Here is a 16,768-nt window from a genome sequence, read left to right as displayed (position 1 = left end):
CGACGATGGTCAACGGTCTCGGTGTTCTCGGCTGGGGAGTCGGCGGTATCGAAGCGGAGGCCGCAATGCTCGGTCAGCCCGTCTCCATGCTCATCCCGCGCGTTGTCGGCTTCAAACTCACGGGAGAGATCCCCATGGGCGTCACGGCAACCGACGTTGTGCTCACGATCACCGACATGCTGCGTCAACACGGTGTCGTGGGTAAGTTCGTGGAGTTCTACGGGGAAGGCGTCGCATCGGTTCCGCTGGCCAACCGTGCGACGATCGGCAACATGAGCCCCGAGTTCGGCTCGACGGCAGCGATGTTCCCCGTCGATGACGTCACGCTCGACTACATGCGTCTCACGGGGCGCAGCGAGGAGCAGATCGCGCTCGTGGAGGCCTACTCGAAGGAGCAGGGTCTGTGGCACAATCCGTCCGTCGAGCCCCGTTACTCCGAATACATGGAGCTGGATCTGTCGACCGTCGTGCCGTCGATCGCCGGCCCCAAGCGTCCGCAGGATCGCATCGAACTGACCAGCGCCAAGGAACAGTTCGCGAAGGACCTGCACGATTATGCGAGCCCGTCGGTCTCGAACGAAATGGTCGATCTCGCGTCGAAGCACTCCTTCCCCGCTTCCGACCCGGGGGCTGTCCCCGGCGACGAAGATGACGACACACGTGACGTTCACATCAATTCCGGCATCCCGGCCGAGTTGTCGAAGCCGGTCGATGTGCAGGCCGCCGACGGTGAGACCTTCACGCTCGATAACGGACACGTGGCCATTGCAGCGATCACATCGTGCACGAATACCTCGAACCCCTCCGTCATGCTGGCAGCCGGCCTCATCGCGAAGAAGGCGTCGGAGCGCGGGCTCACGTCGAAGCCGTGGGTCAAGACCACGATGGCACCCGGGTCGAAAGTTGTCACCGACTACTACGAGAAGGCCGGCCTTTGGGGCAGCCTGGAAGACCTCGGCTTCTACCTCGTCGGTTACGGTTGTACGACCTGCATCGGGAACTCCGGTCCGCTGACGGACGAGATCTCATCCGCCGTCAACGACAATGACCTTGCGGTTACGGCAGTGCTTTCCGGCAACCGCAACTTCGAAGGCCGTATCAACCCTGACGTCAAGATGAACTACCTCGCGTCGCCCCCGCTCGTCATTGCCTACGCGCTGGCAGGAACGATGGACTTCGATTTCGACAAGCAGCCACTCGGCAAGGACAAAGAGGGTCAGGACGTCTTCCTGGCCGACATCTGGCCGTCGGCCGATGAAGTGCAGGCGACGATCGACTCATCCATCGATTCATCGATGTTCACCAAGCAGTACGCGAGTGTGTTCGAAGGCGACGAGCGTTGGAAGAACCTCGAGACTCCGACGGGCGCCACGTTCGAATGGAGCGAGGAGTCCACGTACGTGCGCAAGCCCCCGTACTTCGAGGGTATGGACATCGAGACCGACCCGGTCACCGACATCGTGGGTGCCCGCGTGCTTGCTGCGCTCGGCGACTCGGTGACGACGGACCACATCTCGCCCGCCGGCGCGATCAAGGCCGACAGCCCCGCTGGTCACTACCTGTCTGAGCACGGTGTCGCGCGGAAGGACTTCAACTCCTACGGTTCGCGTCGTGGTAACCACGAGGTCATGATTCGCGGTACTTTCGCGAACATCCGGCTGAAGAACCAGCTCCTCGACGGTGTCGAGGGCGGCTACACGCGTGACTTCACCACGCAGGATGGCGAGCAGAGCTTCATCTTCGACGCTGCCGAGAACTACAGGGAGCAGGGCACACCGCTCGTCGTTTTCGGCGGCAAGGAATACGGCTCGGGTTCGAGCCGTGACTGGGCTGCTAAAGGCACGAACCTTCTCGGTGTACGCGCCGTCATCACGGAATCGTTCGAGCGCATCCACCGCTCCAACCTCATCGGCATGGGCGTTGTTCCCCTGCAGTTCCCCGAGGGCGAGTCGTGGCAGTCGCTGGGGCTCGATGGCACGGAGGAGGTCACGATTACGGGCCTGGAGGAGCTCAACGAGGGTCGTACGCCGAAGACGCTGAAAGTCGTTGCGAAGCCTACTGAGCACTCTGCAGCCGGCCGTGAGCCTGTCGAGTTCGACGCTGTCGTTCGCATCGATACACCCGGTGAAGCCGACTACTACCGTAACGGCGGCATTCTCCAGTACGTTCTTCGATCGCTCGTGTAGGCGGCTCTCCCGCGCATGCTCGAGTCCATCCGCGAGCCCCGCGACCTCGACCGGTTGAGTCCGGCCGAGCTCGTGGGGCTTTCGGCTAAGATCCGTCAGTTTCTGATCAGGGAGGTGTCCCTCTCCCGGGGACACCTCGGGCCCAACATGGGCGTCGTCGAATTCACGATTGCGCTACATCGGGTCTTCGAATCGCCACGCGATCCCATCGTGTTCGACACGGGCCACCAGTCATGTGCACACAAGCTGCTGACGGACCGTTCCGGGATAACGGGCCCGGGACGGTCCTGGCCACCACGGCACGTGGGATCTCGCAGAAGGGGATAGGCGTGACGGTCATCGCCCCGAGATGGGTCGCTCCCGCCTCGGCATCCATAATTCATCTCGCGGCAGAGGACCGCATCGTCATAACCATGGAGGACGGTGTTCGCGTGGGCGGCATCGGCACGCGGGTTCGGCAGGAGCTCAGAGCCGCCGGGGTCGATACTCCGGTCGACGAGCTCGGATTGCCTGGTCGCTTCCTCGATCATGGGGATCGCTCGGAGATTCTCGCAGGTGTCGGGCTGGACGCGGCCTCAGTAGCGGATGGGATCGAGAAGCAGCTGCTCGGTGTCAGGCTCCCGGCGGCGAGGCCGCATCCCGAGGAAGAGGTATGATGCGCTGGGTCAGCAGCCCGACGGCGGCCGATGACAAGTACAGTCGCGGGGTACTCGGCGCAATCGTCGGGTCGGAGAGGTATCCGGGGGCAGCAGCGCTCGTGACCGAAGCCGCCTGGCGGAGCGGCGTCGGGATGGTGCGTCTCGGCTCATCCGCCCGCGTGCAGGATCTCGTGCTCACCAGACGACCGGAAACCGTCGTCAGCGCGGCTACCGATATGGGCCGCTGCTCCGCATACGTCATCGGTTCGGGGATCGATCGAGAAGAGCGCGGCGAAGAGCTGCAGGAGGTTATCGGTCAAGCCTGTGATTCTGGCGCCCCTGTCGTCTTGGACGCGGGAGCGCTCGACTTCGCGATGCGAGTCCGTGGCCCAGCACTTGTCACGCCGCACGCAGGAGAGTTGTCGAACATGTTGAGCTGGCTTGGAAGGAGCGTCGAGCGAAACGACGTGGAGGACGACCCCCAGCGATATGCGAGGCTCGTTGCCGAGGAAACCGGAACCGTCGTGCTGCTCAAGGGGGCCGTGACGCACATTGCGACCCCAGCAGGCGATATCACCTCCGTGACGGCGCCTACGTACCGCCTCGCGACGGCAGGGAGCGGGGACGTCTTAGCGGGCATCCTCGGGTCGCTGTGCGCACAGAACGCCGCACAGCTCCTCGTTGCGGATGATATCGCTTCGCTCGCTGCGACGGGGGCAGAGCTTCAAGGGGCAGCCGCGAAACGACTCGGCGACCGGCCCCTCGTCGCTATGGACGTTGCGGAGTCGGTCGCCGAAACGATTGCGGAGCTGACCGGTTAAGGCGCGTGCAGCCGATCGTGAGCTCAGCACGACCTGCTTGTGTCGAAAAACTTGCAAAGTGTCGTGTACGCAATGCAAGTTTTTCGACACAGAACCATGAGCTAGCTTTTCGGCCCTTCGATACGGGGATTGTGGAACGTCCCGCCGAACGCACGCTCGGAGGCGCCGACGCGGTCGAGGTAGGGAGTTGCGCCGCCGGCGTGGAACGGCCACGCGGCCCCGAGGATCATGCACAGGTCGATGTCTTCGGCCGCCGCGACGACGTCGTCATCGAGCATGCGTTTGATCTCATCCGCAAGGCCTTCCTCGAGGCGATTGCGCAGCTCCTCCTCCGAGTACGGCGTTGCGCGCTTGGGAATGTGCTTGCCGACGATCTTCAGAGCCTTCTTGTCGATGCCCTTCGGTTCGCCCTTCGAGTCCTTCTCGACGAGAACGTTCGCTTCCGCGAGAGCGTGCAGGGCATCCGACTGGAAGAACCGGTCAGGGAACGCCGCGTGGTGCGTATCGAGCACGTGCGCACCCACCTTGAGCCCGACCAGGTCGAGCAGCACGAACGGATCCATCGGGAGGCCCAGCGGGCGCGCCGCTGCCACGACGGTCTCGAACGGGGTGCCTTGCTCGACAGCGTGCATTGCCTCGCCAAGCATCTTCGCGAGAACACGGTTCACGACGAACCCGGGAGTGTCGCGTGTGATGACCGCGTTCTTCTTCAGATTCTTCGCCGTCACCATGGCGGTCGAAAGCGTCGCGTCGTCCGTGTGCGGAGTCTTCACGACCTCCACCAGCGGCATGATCGCAACGGGGTTGAAGAAGTGGAATCCGACAAGTCGCTCAGGGTGCTTGAGCTTCGCGCCGATCTGTTCAACCGAGAGCGATGACGTGTTCGTCGCGAGTACGGCCTCGGGGGAGAGGTATTGCTCCACCTCGGCGAAGATGTCCTGCTTCAGCGTCAGTTCTTCGAAGACCGCCTCGATAACCCAGTCGCAATCGGCGAAGTCGGCCTTGTCGACCGTACCCGAGAGCAACCCCTTCAAACGGTTCGCCGTGTCCTCATCGATGCGCCCCTTACCGTGGAGCTTGTCGATCTCGCCGTGGATGCCCTCGATAGCCGAGTCGACACGACCCTGATCGAGGTCGGTTATGACAACCGGCACCTGGAGGCGTCGAAGGAAGAGCAGCGCGAACTGACTCGCCATGAGCCCGGCCCCGATGATTCCGACCTTCGCAACCTGTTTCGCGAGCTCCTTGTCTGGCGCACCGGCCGGGCGCTTGGCCCGCTTCTGCACGAGGTTGAACGCGTAGATCGAAGCGTGGAACTGGTCGGAGACGATGAGATCTGCGAGCGCTTCATCTTCGAGCTGGAAGCCGTGCTGGATATCGCCCTTCTTCGCTTCCTTGATGATGTCGAGTGCTCGATAGGGCGCTGCCGGCACGGTGCCGATCTTCGACTCCAGGGTCTTCCTGGCGATACCGACGGCAACATCCCACTTGGCCTTTTCGACCATGCCGATCTTCTTGCGCTCGACCTTGGTCTCGCCGCCGATGATGCGATCGGCCCAGGCGATCGACTGCTCGAGGAACGTCGAAGCGGGGAAGATCTCGTCGGCGATGCCGAGGTCGTGCAGCTGCTGCGCATCCAGGACACGCTGCTTGAGTGGATTCTCGATGATGACCTTCAGCGCGTTCTCGATACCGATCAGGTTCGGCAAGATCGTCGCGCCGCCCCACCCCGGCACGAGACCCAGGCTGATCTCCGGCAGCGCGAACGCTCGGGGCGCACCCTCGTTCACGGTTCGATAGTTGGCGTTGAGCGCGATTTCGAGACCGCCGCCGAGCGCCATGCCGTTCACGAACGCGAACGTCGGGACGCCGGCATCGTGCAGCAGCGAGTAGACGCGATGACCGAGTTGCGGAAGCTGCTGGGCCGTTGCGCGATCCGGCAGCTCCTGCGCCTGCGAGAGGTCGGCCCCCGCGGCGAGGATGAACGGCTTACCCGTGACCGCGATGCCCTGGATAACGCCTCGCTTGGCACGTTCACGCTGCGCTTCGATGGTTTCGCCGAACTCGATCATCGTGAGCGGGCCGAGCGTGTTGGGGCGCTTGTGATCGCGGCCATTGTCGAGTGTTATGAGCGCGATGGTGCGTCCGCTCGGGGTGCGCACGTCGCGCACGTGCGAACGGCTGACGACCTCATCCGTCTCGAGGTTGGCAAGCAGACTGAATTCTGCGCGGAGACTCACCATGGCTACTTCCTCTTTCCCTTGAAGTGGGGGTTCTCCCAGATAACGGTGCCGCCCTGGCCGAGGCCCACGCACATCGCGGTGACGCCGTAGCGGACGTCCGGGCGCTGCTCGAACTGTCTGGCGAGCTGGATCATGAGGCGCACACCGCTGGATGCGAGGGGATGCCCGGTTGCGATTGCGCCGCCCCACGGGTTTACGCGCGGGTCGTCATCCGCGATCCCGAAGTGATCCGTGAAGGAGAGCACCTGCACGGCGAATGCTTCGTTCAACTCGAACAGGCCGATGTCATCGATCCCGAGCCCAGCCTTCTTGAGCGCCTTCTCCGTGCTCGGAACGGGCCCGTATCCCATGATGTCGGGATCGACACCGGCGAACGCGAACGAAACGAGACGCATCTTCGGCTTGAGCCCGAGCTCTTTCGCCGTCTTGCCGTTTGCGAGTAACGACATCGTGGCGCCGTCGTTGAGACCGGAAGCGTTGCCGGCGGTCACGCGTCCGTGCTCGCGGAACGGCGTCTTCAGCTCGGCAAGACCCTCCATGGTGGTGCCCGGGCGGGGTGCCTCATCGGCCGTCGCGACTCCCCAGCCCTCTTCCGACCACGTAGCCACGGGCGCGAAGTCTGCCTGGATGTCTCCTCGCTCAACCGCCTCCGCATACTTCTGCTGCGAACGCAGGGCGAATGCGTCCGAGCGCTCCTTCGTCAGGTGGGGGAACCGATCGTGCAGACGCTCAGCGGTCTTTCCCATCACGAGCGCATCCTGGTCGACGATCCGCTCCGCGACGAAACGCGGGTTCGGGTCGATGCCACTGCCCATCGGATGGTGCCCCATGTGTTCGACGCCGCCCGCGATCGCGAGATCGTAAGCGCCGAGAGCGAGCCCACCGGAGATCGTTGTCACAGACGTCATGGCTCCCGCACACATGCGCTCGATCGCGTAACCGGGCGTCGTAATCGGCAGCCCTGCCAGAATCGCAACGGTGCGTCCGAGGGTCAGGCCCTGATCTCCCGTTTGCGTGGTCGCCGCGATCGCGACCTCGTCGATCCTGTCTCCCGGCACGTCGGGGTTGCGTTCGAGCAGCTTCCCGAGGGCCTTCACCGCGAGATCATCGGCTCGCGTATTCCAATACATGCCCTTTTCGCCCGCACGTCCGAACGGAGTGCGGACGCCGTCGATGAAGACGACGTCGTCAATGGCCACAATGCCTCCTGAGTAGATTGCTTCTACGAGTCTAGAAAGAAGTGGCGCGGGGCGGAATCCTTTGCCCCTTTCTACGAGGAGAATTCGTCGGTATTCGCGCCGTCTTGCACGGAATCCACAAGCGCTCGATCCGCCGCCTCGACGGCTTCCTGCACAGCGGCGCCGACAGCATCCACCTGCCAGTGCCGGGCATCGCGACGGAGCAGCTCGGACACCATGTCGATGGGCTCGCTGTCGTCCGCATCCCACAGAGTCTGACGCAGGATGCCGGGCGTCATGAGGTTCTCCTGGGGCAACAGCATCTTCTCCGCTACGGCTCGCACGACCGACCTCGCCGCATCCAGTCGGGCTGCTGCTGCAGGCCTGTGCCTCGGCCAGGAACGAGGGGGAGGCGGAGTATCGGAACGAACGCGCAAACGGGGTAGGTCATCCGTAGCGCGTCCGCGTTCGATCGCGGCCCACCAACGGTCCAAATCCGTGCTGGCGCGACGCCCGTTGAATTCCTTCAGGCCGATCAGTTCGCCTTTGCTTCTCGGCATTGCCAGTGCGGCTGCGGACAGAGCGGCGTCGGGCATGAGCCTGCCGGGTGCACGATCGAGCGACTGTGCGAGATCATCGCGTGCCAGCCAGAGCTCCCGGGCCACGGCCAGCTTGCGCGGATCCTTGAGCTTGTGGAGGCCATTGAGCCGCCGCCACGGCTCGGCAGGCGCAGGCTTCGGACGGCGGACGAGTTCAAAGCCGAACTCCTCGCGGGCGATCGCGTGCTTGTCCTGCTGCAGAAGCTCATCCTCAATCGCGTCACGCACATCCACGAGCAGCTCAACGTCCAGTGCCGCGTACTCCAACCACTCGGCCGGTAACGGTCTGGTTGACCAGTCGCTGTTCGAATGCTCTTTGCGAAGATGCACCCCGAGGGTCCGCTCCACGACAGCCTGCAGCCCGACGCGTTCGAAACCCGCGAGGCGAGCACCCAGCTCGGTATCGAACAACGACGCAGGCTCGAGTCGAAGCTCGCGCAGCGAAGGGAGGTCCTGGCTCGCTGCGTGCAACACCCATTCGATCTCGCCGACGGCCCCTTGCACGCTCTCGAAGTTCTCGACAGCGACCGGGTCAAACAGGAACGTACCCGCGCCCCTACGGAACATCTGCACGAGATACGCGCGGTGACTGTAGCGAAAACCATTCGCGCGTTCGACATCCACCGCCACAGGACCGTGCCCTGAGGCAAGCGACTCGGCTGCAGCCTCGGCATCGTCGCGCGATTCGATCAGTTGCAGGGGGCCAGCGGGGGCTGCGGTGGGAAGTTCGGCCTCGCTCACAGGTCGCCCTTCGCAAAGCGATCGATGGCAACCTCGCCTTCCTTGACAGAGAGGCCGGCCAGCGCGCAGAGCAGATCCGACCAGGCCGCGAGGTGCGGGCCGAGACTGCCGGTGGGCGTCCAGGAGGCGCGCAGCTCTATCTGCGCTCCTTCGCGTTGATTCGCGAGTTCTCCGAAACCGGCGGAGATGACCTTGGTGGCCGTTCCGGACGGCGAGTGGTGGCTTGCTCCGCGCCCGGCAAGGGCGTCTTCGAGCCAGGACCAGGTGACTTCCGCCAAGAAGGGATCACCGGCGATATCCGGGTCCTGCGGGGCCTGCGTGAAACTCACGACCCGGAACGCACCCCGCCACGCCTCTGGCTCTTCAGGGTCGTACATCAGAATGAATCGACCCGTTCCGTGTTCACTATCGCGACCCTCGGGTGCCTCCCCGATGTCGGCGGCGACGGCGAAGGCATATGGAGCAATGCCCGTCGGCGGCGGGATCTCCCGGATGCGCAATTCGTCACGGAGATCCGTTTCTCGCAGCTCCTCCACCACGAGAGCGAATTCCGGAGGCACGCCGGGGTCAGCATCCTGGAAATTGTCCACGACGAAAGGGTAATGTGACGGCGTGCACTCCCCGCTGAGGCGCGCCGGACGCGCATCACTCACAGCCGCCGTCGCTGCGGTCGCGATTTCAGCTGTTGCAGTGACTGTCGTCTCAACGGTTATGGTGCACCAACTCATTACGCCGCCGAAGAAGCGGCGTGAGGATCTGACGATACTCGAGGTCGGCGACGACCGCGTCACCTTTGCTCGGGATGCCGAGATCGGCGTGCCCGGACGCTACGGGCTCTGGGTCGGCGACAGCGTCGTGAAGCTCGGTGGCATCGTCCAAGAGACATTGGGAACTGTCACGCGCGCGGCTCCGGCGCAGACCGTCGCGGCTATCCGGGGTCGCCGACACGCTGCGCTCTCGGGAAACTGGCTGCTGGAACCCGAGGAACTCGATGAGCCTTTCGAGGAGGTGCTCGTCCAGACACCGCTTGGGCCCGCTCCCGCTTGGGTCGTCGGAGATCAGGGCGCGGATACGTGGTGCATTCAAGTGCACGGCCGGGCAACAACGCGGCGAGAGGTGCTGCGCGGCATCCCCGCATTCGCGAAGCGGGGAATTCCCTGCGTCGCGATCTCGTATCGGAACGACGGGGAAGCGCCGAGGAGCAAAGACGGTCGATACCGGCTCGGCTTTGACGAATGGCACGATGTCGATGCCGCGATCGAAGTCGCGCTCTCGAGGGGTGCGAAACGCATCATCGTCATGGGATGGTCCATGGGAGGCGCGATCGCGCTCAAACTCGCCAGGAAATCGAAGTTCCGCCGCAAGATCGCCGGCATCGTGCTGGATTCACCGGTTGCCAGGTGGGCGCCGACGCTGAAACTGCAAACGGGTGCGCTGGGTTTGCCCGTTTCGCTCGTGCACACGGCAACGCGGCTGCTGGAGAGCCCGGCAGCGAAACTCGCGGGAGGGGAGGCCCTGCGACTCGACGATCTCGACTCGGTACGTCATGCCGCTGCATACACAGCGCCGATACTGCTGCTGCACTCCGTTGATGATGGCTTCGTGCCACCAGAGGGATCCCGAGAGTTCGCGCAGGCACGTCCCGACATCGTGGAATACAGAGAGTGGCATACCGCGCTGCACACGAAGCTCTGGAACCTCGACCCGGAGCGCTACGAGCAGGAGATCGGCGAATGGCTCGACGCGCACGGGCTCACGGCTGGACGCCCGGAATAGGTGAGAGACCTGCGTTCGGGAGGCTCGCGAAAGACCTCTTAACCTCTATCTTCCGCGACCTGCCTCTTGATGCGTGCGAGCATCCCGCCCATTCCACGTAGACGCAGCGGTGATACGAGCGCTGTCAGCCCCAGTGAATTCGGGAAATCCGATGGAACAGCCATGACATCCTCTGCTGAGCTCCCCTCCAAGCCCTGAATCAGAATCGATGCGAAGCCGCGAGTCGTCGGTGCTTCCGGTGGGGCACTCGCGTGAATCGAGACCTTCCCGTCGACGATCTCCACGATGATGGAGATCGGAGACTGGCATTCGACAACCTTCTCCAGAAGTTCGGGATGCTCGGCGAAGCGTTCAGGAAGCTCGGGCAGCTCGCCCGAGAACTCCAGGAGCAGGTTGAGACGCTCATTGGCCGGGATCGTGTTGAAGTCGGACGCGATACCGGAGAGTGCAGTGGGTACCGTCATCGGCTCTGCACCGTACCGGGCTCGGTTCCGATTGCGATGGGAACGCCGACAAGCGAGCCCCACTCCGTCCACGATCCGTCATAGTTACGGACATCCTCGTGACCGAGCAGGAACTTGAGGGCGAACCAGGTGTGGCTCGACCGCTCGCCGATTCGGCAATAGACGATGACGTCCTCGCCTTCGCCGACACCGGCACCCCGATAGATTCGTTCTAGCTCATCACGCGACTTGAACGTGCCGTCTTCGTTAACGGCTGTTCCCCACGGCACGGATGCGGCGGTCGGGATGTGACCGGCCCGCAGGGCGGCCTCCTCCGGGTACGCGGGGGCTGTCGTCCGCTCGCCGCTGTACTCCTCGGGTGAGCGCACGTCGACGAGCGGCTTCCCGAACGACGCGAGCACGTCATCCCGGAAGGCTCGGAGCGCACGGTCATCGCGGTGCCCTACGGACGGACGCGTCTGCTCCGGAGTCGGGACTTCGGTCGTGATGTCCCGTCCCTCAGCGATCCACTTGTCGCGGCCGCCGTCCATCAGTCTCGTGTTCTCATAGCCGTAGAGTGCGAACACCCAGAGCGCGTACGCGGCCCACCAGTTGGACTTGTCGCCGTAGAAGACGATCGTCGAGTTCTCATCGATGCCCTTGCTGCTCAGCAACTGAGCGAACGCGGCGGCATCAAGGTAGTCGCGAACAACAGGATCATTGAGTTCGGTGTGCCAGTCGATTTTCACGGCTCCCGGAATGTGACCGGTTTCGTACAGCAGCACATCCTCATCGGATTCCACGATCACGACGTTCTCGTCGTCCTTGTGCTCGGCAACCCACTCGGTTGAGACCAACTTCTCCGGGCGGGCGTACTCGGCAAATTTCTGTTCGCTCACGCTGCACTCCTTCAACTCGATATCCTCGGTGTGGTTCAACCGCTGACCACCATCCATTGTTCCACCATCGCAAAGCGCAGCATGTCTCAATCACGTACATCAATAGCAACTCGTCATCCGCGCACGGCCGCGGCCGAGCTCGTGAAGCAGCTCGTACCTCCCCGGCAGTTCCGCACGGCGACGTTCGACTCGTATCGCCCGGACCCCGAGTTCCCCTCCCAGGAGGAGGCGGTGTCGAAGATGCGGCAGCTGCGTGACGCGTGGGCGGGGAAGGGCCGCGGCCTCTTCAAGCGCGTGCCGAAGGTGAAACCGGGGATCTATCTCGACGGCGGGTTCGGCGTCGGGAAGACCCACCTGCTCGCCGCACTGTGGAAGTCGGTCGCGGGCAGGAAGTACTTCGGAACGTTCATCGAGTACACCGCGCTTGTGGGAGCACTCGGTTACAAGGAGGCGATCGATGCACTGAAGGGTGCTTCGCTCGTGGCGATCGACGAATTCGAGCTCGACGACCCCGGCGACACGATGGTCATGACGAGGCTGCTGGGGGAGCTGGTCGCTTCCGGCACGAAGATTGCGGCAACCTCGAATACGCCGCCCAACGCGCTCGGCGAGGGGCGCTTCGCCGCGCGCGACTTCCTGCGGGAGATTCAAGCGATCAGCGACCGGTTCGAGATCATGCGTATCGACGGGCACGACTATCGACAGCGTGACCTGGATGGTTCAGCGGAGGTCTACACGGGGGCTGAGCTTGACAGTATTGTCGCGGAAGAGGGAGGGACGATCGCCGTCGACGAGTTCCAGCCGCTGGTCGAGCACTTGTCTTCGGTTCATCCTTCACGCTATGTGGATTTGGTCTCGGGAATAGAGGGGGCCGTTCTTCGCGATGTGCGGCAGCTGACGGATCAGAACGAAGCGCTGCGCTTCGTCGCCCTCGTCGATCGGCTGTACGACTCGCAGGTGCGCATCTGGGCTTCGGGAACACCACTTGATGAGGTGTTCTCCGATGACATGCTCGGCGGCGGCTACAGGAAGAAGTACATGCGCGCGGTTTCACGCCTGAACGCACTGACTTCCGGCCAATTCTAGTCGGTAGACGCCGTTTGTGTTCTTGGCACGTGAACGGTCTGCAACGGCACTGAGCTGCTGCGAAATTGGCGATACGCACTGAACTGCTTGTTTTCTGGCCACTGTGGTGAGAAAACAAGCGATTCGGGTCGGAAAGCCGTAACACGGCGAGAGCTGTACCGACCCCGACTCCATCAGCATCGACGCAAAACCACTGATCATGCATCGACCCCGCATGGTGCTCGGTTTATCGTCATGCCATTGGTTGGATAACCGAGCAAACGCAAAAGAGTTGTGTTTCGGAAAGTACACTTGTGCTGTAAAGGACTTTACCGTTATTAAATTGCAACCTACGGCGCTTTCCATCGCAGCGTGAGAGGCGTAGCGTAATGACGCATCGACACACCGCGGTGTTCATCCGGCTTTCGGAGAGCACCGCGGTAACGCTCCCGAGCCGAGTGAACACGGCCTGTGCTCGAGTCAATATCACCGAGCAAGGAGCAACGGATGGATATCGCTTTCGGAGTCACGGCAACGGCTCTCGTCCTTTTCATGACGCCCGGGCTGGCGTTCTTCTACGGAGGACTGGTTCGAGCAAGAAGCGTCATCAGCATGATGATGATGTCGTTCGGCACGATCGGCCTCATCGCAGTGCTGTGGATTCTCTACGGGTTCGGCATGAGCGGCGTCGACACGCCCTTCGCATTCTCCGGAAACCCTTTCGCAGACATCGGGCTCGCAGCAACGCTTGCGGGGGAGAGCGCGAACACCGATCTCGTCGGTGTCGCGTACGGTTCCACATTCGCGATCATTACGGTTGCGCTGATCTCCGGATCGATCGCGGACCGCGCGAAGTTCGGTTCATGGCTGCTGTTCGCGGGAGTCTTTGCAACACTGGGGTACTTTCCGATCGCCGCATGGGTGTGGGGAGGCGGATGGGTCGAGTCGCTCGGTCAGCTGCTGGGCATGCCCGACGTCATCGACTATGCCGGTGGTCTCGCCGTGCACATGAACGCCGGCGCTGCAGCTCTTGCCCTCGCGTTCGTTCTTGGTCGCCGCGTTGGTTTCCAGAAGGGCTCGCACCGACCGCACAACGTGCCCTTCGTTCTCTTGGGCGCCGCCATCCTGTGGTTCGGATGGTTCGGCTTCAACGTCGGCGCTGAGTGGGAAGACAGCATGGCGGGCGCGGGCCTGATCGCCATCAACACGATCGGATGCACGGCTGCCTCGATTCTCGCTTGGATGGCCGTCGAGAAGATCAAGGACGGCAAGCCGACCGCAGTGGGTGCAGCGTCAGGCGCGGTTGCGGGTCTCGTGGCCATAACCCCCGCTTGCGCAAACCTCACACCCGGTTGGGCGCTCCTCCTGGGTGTGTTCTCAGGTGCGATCTGCGCACTCGCGATCGAGCTCAAGTACCGCTTGAAGTTCGATGACTCACTCGATGTGGTCGGCTTGCATCTCGTCGCGGGTTTCATCGGCACGATCTACCTCGGCTTCTTCGCAATCGACACCGGGCTCTTCTTCGGCGGCGGCGTCGGCCAGCTCGCTGTGCAGCTGGTATCCACCGTCGGCGTAGTGGTCTATGCGTTCGTCGTGGCCCTCGTCGTCGGATTCGTAATCGAGAAGACGATCGGATTCCGCCTTACCAACGAGGACGAGATCGTTGGCGCCGACACCGTCGAGCACGGCGAAAAGGCCTACGAGTACGAGCTCACGGAGACTGGGGCAGCCACGAGTCGTGACTAGCGGCCTCTAAGGGAACTGCATCGAGGGGAGTTACGACCAACGGTTGTGGCTCCCCTCAGCGATTCTCGTTGAGGGAACGCTCCAAGGATTCGAGTTCGGCGACAGCGTGCTGCGACGGCGGCGACCAGTGCGGATTGGCTAGTGCATCCTGTTCGCTTGCGCACTGCGCTGGCTGTTGATTCGTAGTGCAGACGTGGAGGGAAACTGAGCGATTGCGGATGGTGAACGTCACGGCACGTAGACAGCCGAGGCGGCACCGGACACAACGGCCCACACGTTCACTACAATCGCCAAACCCAGACATACCGCTGTGACGCTAATGACGACGACGCGCGAACCTCGTGTCATCGCGGCCGCAATTGACGCAGCAATGAGGAGAACGACGGCCAAAGCCAGAAAAACGATTGCGAAGGCATACGCGGCTGCCGTTTCGTCGTCCGTTGGCGCAAGAATAATCCAGAAGGCTGCGAGCAGCGCTGTGACCAGTGAAGTGGCGGCGAGTGAGATACCGATGCTCCAGTGGAGCCGTCTGCGACCTCCAGTCACTTGGGCCATGGGGTGATCTTATCTTCACCCATCCGTTCTGACCGAAGCGCAACATCTCGTTCACACGGAGACCGCAGCGCTAGCGCATGCACCGGCTTGGCCACGCAGTCGGCACAGTAGTCGCAAGATGATGGGCTCGGAGATGTTCGTACCTGCTGCAGCGGTTTGCGACGGCTACGAAAGAGATCTGACCCCGCTCGGGGTGTCGACCTGTGCAGTGAAGAGTTGCCGGTCACCTTCGTGCACCACGGGGGCATCACGGACACGGAGCCGCGCGTAAGTCTGCTCAGCTCGCTCCGGTTCAGGCGTGAACAGGTCGAACGAACGAAGCGTGGTTCCCTGATCGGGCATGTCGCGGGCCGGGTTCGATTTCGGGCTCCAATCGATCACCGGGGGAGCGATACCCCCGGCCGGGAGCTCCCCGTCATGCCGAAGTGTGAACCGCCAGGTTCGTTCGCCCCGTGACACGGGCGTCGCTGCTCCAAGAAGGTCGGCGTGAGAACGAAGCACTGTGCCAATCTCGTCCGTCTGCGCGACCCACGCGCGGAGTCTGCGGCCGTCATCCCATTCGCGTCGGACGTGATCGTTGTCGTCCAGACCGAACCACCGTGGTCGCGAAGGCGGCCGCGCTGCAGGGTCTATGGCGATGACCTCGAGAAAGACCTCGTCGCCCAGTCTCAGCAGGAGGTTGTGCGTGCCCATCTGAGGATGCTTTCCTCCTGGTGACATTTCAACGCCGAGCTCGTCGTAGACGTGAGCGGCACCCTCTTCGAGCGTGGGGGCGATGATGACGAGATGATCGAGCTGCAGCACGAAATCAGATTACCTTGGCACGTGGGCGTCGGGGTTGGTGCACCGGTTATGTTGCGTCGAGTCGCCGGGTAGTGCAAAGAATTGTTGGTGGGCGATGCCGGACTTGCGCGCGGCCTTCGGGGGTGGACGCGTGAGCGTGCACCCGGCCGCCAGCGCCGGAGCGTGCGTCCTGCACGCGGAGGAGCGACCGTTGGTCGTCGGTTCCTGCGTCGAGTCGCCGGGTAGTGCAAAGAATTGTTGGTGGGCGATGCCGGACTTGCGCGCGGCCTTCGGGGGTGGACGCGTGAGCGTGCACCCGGCCGCCAGCGCCGGAGCGTGCGTCCTGCACGCGGAGGAGCGACCGTTGGTCGTCGGTTCCTGCGTCGAGTCGCCGGGTAGTGCAAAGAATTGTTGGTGGGCGATGCCGGACTCGAACCGACGACCTCTTCCGTGTGAAGGAAGCGCGCTACCAGCTGCGCCAATCGCCCTTAGGCCGAAACAATCTTGCCACAGATCCGGTGTCCGTATCGCCACCTTTTGTCGCGGATATGCCTTTTGCCGCGTGTAGAGATAGACATTCCGCGGTATTGCGCGACTTTTCTGTAGTGCTCGCAATTCGATTTGCGCACAGCGTAGAATTGGGGCTAGTGTAATCCAAGTGCTCAGCGATGAGCCCCGCGGATGTGGCGCAGTTGGTAGCGCATCACCTTGCCAAGGTGAGGGTCGCGAGTTCGAGTCTCGTCATCCGCTCGAGAGTAATCTCAGGCCACCCGGTCTCAACCCCAAGTGATGGGGCCGAGGTGCCACCACGGTGGGGTGGCCGAGTGGTTAGGCAGCGGCCTGCAAAGCCGTCTACGCGGGTTCGAATCCCGTCTCCACCTCGTTGGATAACTTCATAGCCTTATAGGCGCGATTGGCGCAGCGGTAGCGCGCTTCCCTGACACGGAAGAGGTCACTGGTTCGATCCCAGTATCGCGCACGAGAGTGAGCCCCGGCTTCGGCCGGGGCTTGTTTCGTCTTTCGGCTGCTGAGTGTGCGAACCAGTGCCCTGCGGTCACTCCTTCGCCACGCGGGAGGCGTGGCTTCGGCGCTGGG

15 protein-coding genes and 4 tRNA genes are annotated in these 16,768 nt (G+C 63.0%); 10 read left to right on the top strand and 9 right to left on the bottom strand.

The features are described from left to right. From Q0O95_RS09580 to Q0O95_RS09565, 4 genes are all read left to right on the top strand, one after another. Positions 1–2,186, top strand: a 2,186-nt coding sequence (locus Q0O95_RS09580) for an aconitate hydratase (protein ID WP_293697760.1), incomplete at its 5' end; no start/stop codon positions are given. Between the two features lie 15 nt (positions 2,187–2,201). Continuing rightward, positions 2,202–2,513, top strand: a complete 312-nt coding sequence (locus Q0O95_RS09575; RefSeq protein WP_293697758.1) for a 1-deoxy-D-xylulose-5-phosphate synthase N-terminal domain-containing protein — start codon at positions 2,202–2,204, stop codon at positions 2,511–2,513. Next, positions 2,420–2,842 carry a transketolase C-terminal domain-containing protein gene (locus Q0O95_RS09570; RefSeq protein ID WP_293697756.1) on the top strand — a complete coding sequence of 141 codons (423 nt, stop codon included), beginning with the start codon at positions 2,420–2,422 and terminating at the stop codon, positions 2,840–2,842. Before Q0O95_RS09575 ends, Q0O95_RS09570 begins: the two co-directional genes overlap by 94 nt. Then, a complete protein-coding gene (locus Q0O95_RS09565) occupies positions 2,839–3,645 on the top strand; it encodes an ADP/ATP-dependent (S)-NAD(P)H-hydrate dehydratase (RefSeq protein WP_293697754.1) in 807 nt (268 codons plus the stop codon). Before Q0O95_RS09570 ends, Q0O95_RS09565 begins: the two co-directional genes overlap by 4 nt. A gap of 101 nt (positions 3,646–3,746) precedes the next feature. On the opposite strand, the gene Q0O95_RS09560 is transcribed toward Q0O95_RS09565, so the two are convergent. From Q0O95_RS09560 to Q0O95_RS09545, 4 genes are all read right to left on the bottom strand, one after another. Continuing rightward, positions 3,747–5,888 carry a 3-hydroxyacyl-CoA dehydrogenase NAD-binding domain-containing protein gene (locus Q0O95_RS09560; protein ID WP_293697752.1) on the bottom strand — a complete coding sequence of 714 codons (2,142 nt, stop codon included), beginning with the start codon at positions 5,886–5,888 and terminating at the stop codon, positions 3,747–3,749. 2 nt (positions 5,889–5,890) lie between these two features. Further along, positions 5,891–7,090, bottom strand: a complete 1,200-nt coding sequence (locus tag Q0O95_RS09555; RefSeq protein WP_293697762.1) for a thiolase family protein — start codon at positions 7,088–7,090, stop codon at positions 5,891–5,893. A 68-nt stretch (positions 7,091–7,158) separates the two neighbouring features. Further along, a complete protein-coding gene (locus tag Q0O95_RS09550; protein ID WP_293697750.1) occupies positions 7,159–8,406 on the bottom strand; it encodes an HRDC domain-containing protein in 1,248 nt (415 codons plus the stop codon). After that, entirely contained in the window at positions 8,403–8,996 is a 594-nt protein-coding gene (locus Q0O95_RS09545) for a DUF3000 domain-containing protein (protein ID WP_293697748.1), read from the bottom strand. Before Q0O95_RS09545 ends, Q0O95_RS09550 begins: the two co-directional genes overlap by 4 nt. 100 nt (positions 8,997–9,096) lie before the next feature. Here Q0O95_RS09545 and Q0O95_RS09540 point away from each other — a divergent pair, with 100 nt between their 5' ends. After that, positions 9,097–10,182: an alpha/beta fold hydrolase gene (locus tag Q0O95_RS09540; protein ID WP_293697746.1), complete on the top strand. Its 1,086-nt coding sequence runs from the start codon at positions 9,097–9,099 to the stop codon at positions 10,180–10,182. 38 nt (positions 10,183–10,220) lie between these two features. Here the strand turns inward: Q0O95_RS09540 and Q0O95_RS09535 are convergent, their stop codons facing one another. Both Q0O95_RS09535 and Q0O95_RS09530 read right to left on the bottom strand, forming a co-directional pair. Next, positions 10,221–10,646 carry a SufE family protein gene (locus tag Q0O95_RS09535; RefSeq protein ID WP_293697744.1) on the bottom strand — a complete coding sequence of 142 codons (426 nt, stop codon included), beginning with the start codon at positions 10,644–10,646 and terminating at the stop codon, positions 10,221–10,223. Next, complete coding sequence (locus tag Q0O95_RS09530; protein ID WP_293697742.1) at positions 10,643–11,524, bottom strand: sulfurtransferase; 882 nt, start codon at positions 11,522–11,524, stop codon at positions 10,643–10,645. The genes Q0O95_RS09535 and Q0O95_RS09530 overlap by 4 nt, the downstream gene beginning before the upstream one ends. Positions 11,525–11,605: 81 nt before the next feature. On the opposite strand from Q0O95_RS09530, the gene zapE reads away from it, so the two are divergent. Then, positions 11,606–12,610: a cell division protein ZapE gene (zapE, locus tag Q0O95_RS09525; protein ID WP_293697740.1), complete on the top strand. Its 1,005-nt coding sequence runs from the start codon at positions 11,606–11,608 to the stop codon at positions 12,608–12,610. 486 nt (positions 12,611–13,096) lie between these two features. Next, the gene (locus Q0O95_RS09520; RefSeq protein ID WP_293697738.1) at positions 13,097–14,335 is read left to right on the top strand and encodes an ammonium transporter; all 1,239 of its coding nucleotides are present in this window, start codon (positions 13,097–13,099) and stop codon (positions 14,333–14,335) included. Between the two features lie 228 nt (positions 14,336–14,563). Here the strand turns inward: Q0O95_RS09520 and Q0O95_RS09515 are convergent, their stop codons facing one another. The 3 genes from Q0O95_RS09515 to Q0O95_RS09505 form a co-directional block, all read right to left on the bottom strand. Beyond that, positions 14,564–14,890 carry a hypothetical protein gene (locus Q0O95_RS09515; protein ID WP_293697736.1) on the bottom strand — a complete coding sequence of 109 codons (327 nt, stop codon included), beginning with the start codon at positions 14,888–14,890 and terminating at the stop codon, positions 14,564–14,566. Between the two features lie 165 nt (positions 14,891–15,055). Beyond that, complete coding sequence (locus Q0O95_RS09510) at positions 15,056–15,694, bottom strand: VOC family protein (protein ID WP_293697734.1); 639 nt, start codon at positions 15,692–15,694, stop codon at positions 15,056–15,058. 391 nt (positions 15,695–16,085) lie between these two features. After that, a tRNA-Val gene (locus Q0O95_RS09505) sits at positions 16,086–16,161 on the bottom strand. A 189-nt stretch (positions 16,162–16,350) separates the two neighbouring features. On the opposite strand from Q0O95_RS09505, the gene Q0O95_RS09500 reads away from it, so the two are divergent. From Q0O95_RS09500 to Q0O95_RS09490, 3 genes are all read left to right on the top strand, one after another. After that, positions 16,351–16,423: transfer RNA gene (locus Q0O95_RS09500), tRNA-Gly, on the top strand. A gap of 60 nt (positions 16,424–16,483) precedes the next feature. Then, positions 16,484–16,554 (top strand) — tRNA-Cys (locus Q0O95_RS09495). 26 nt (positions 16,555–16,580) lie between these two features. Beyond that, positions 16,581–16,652, top strand: a tRNA-Val gene (locus Q0O95_RS09490). Positions 16,653–16,768 lie beyond the last annotated feature (116 nt).

The organism is uncultured Agrococcus sp., from assembly GCF_945915485.1.
Lineage (GTDB): Bacteria > Actinomycetota > Actinomycetes > Actinomycetales > Microbacteriaceae > Agrococcus.
This window is presented reverse-complemented; position numbering and strand designations above follow the sequence as displayed.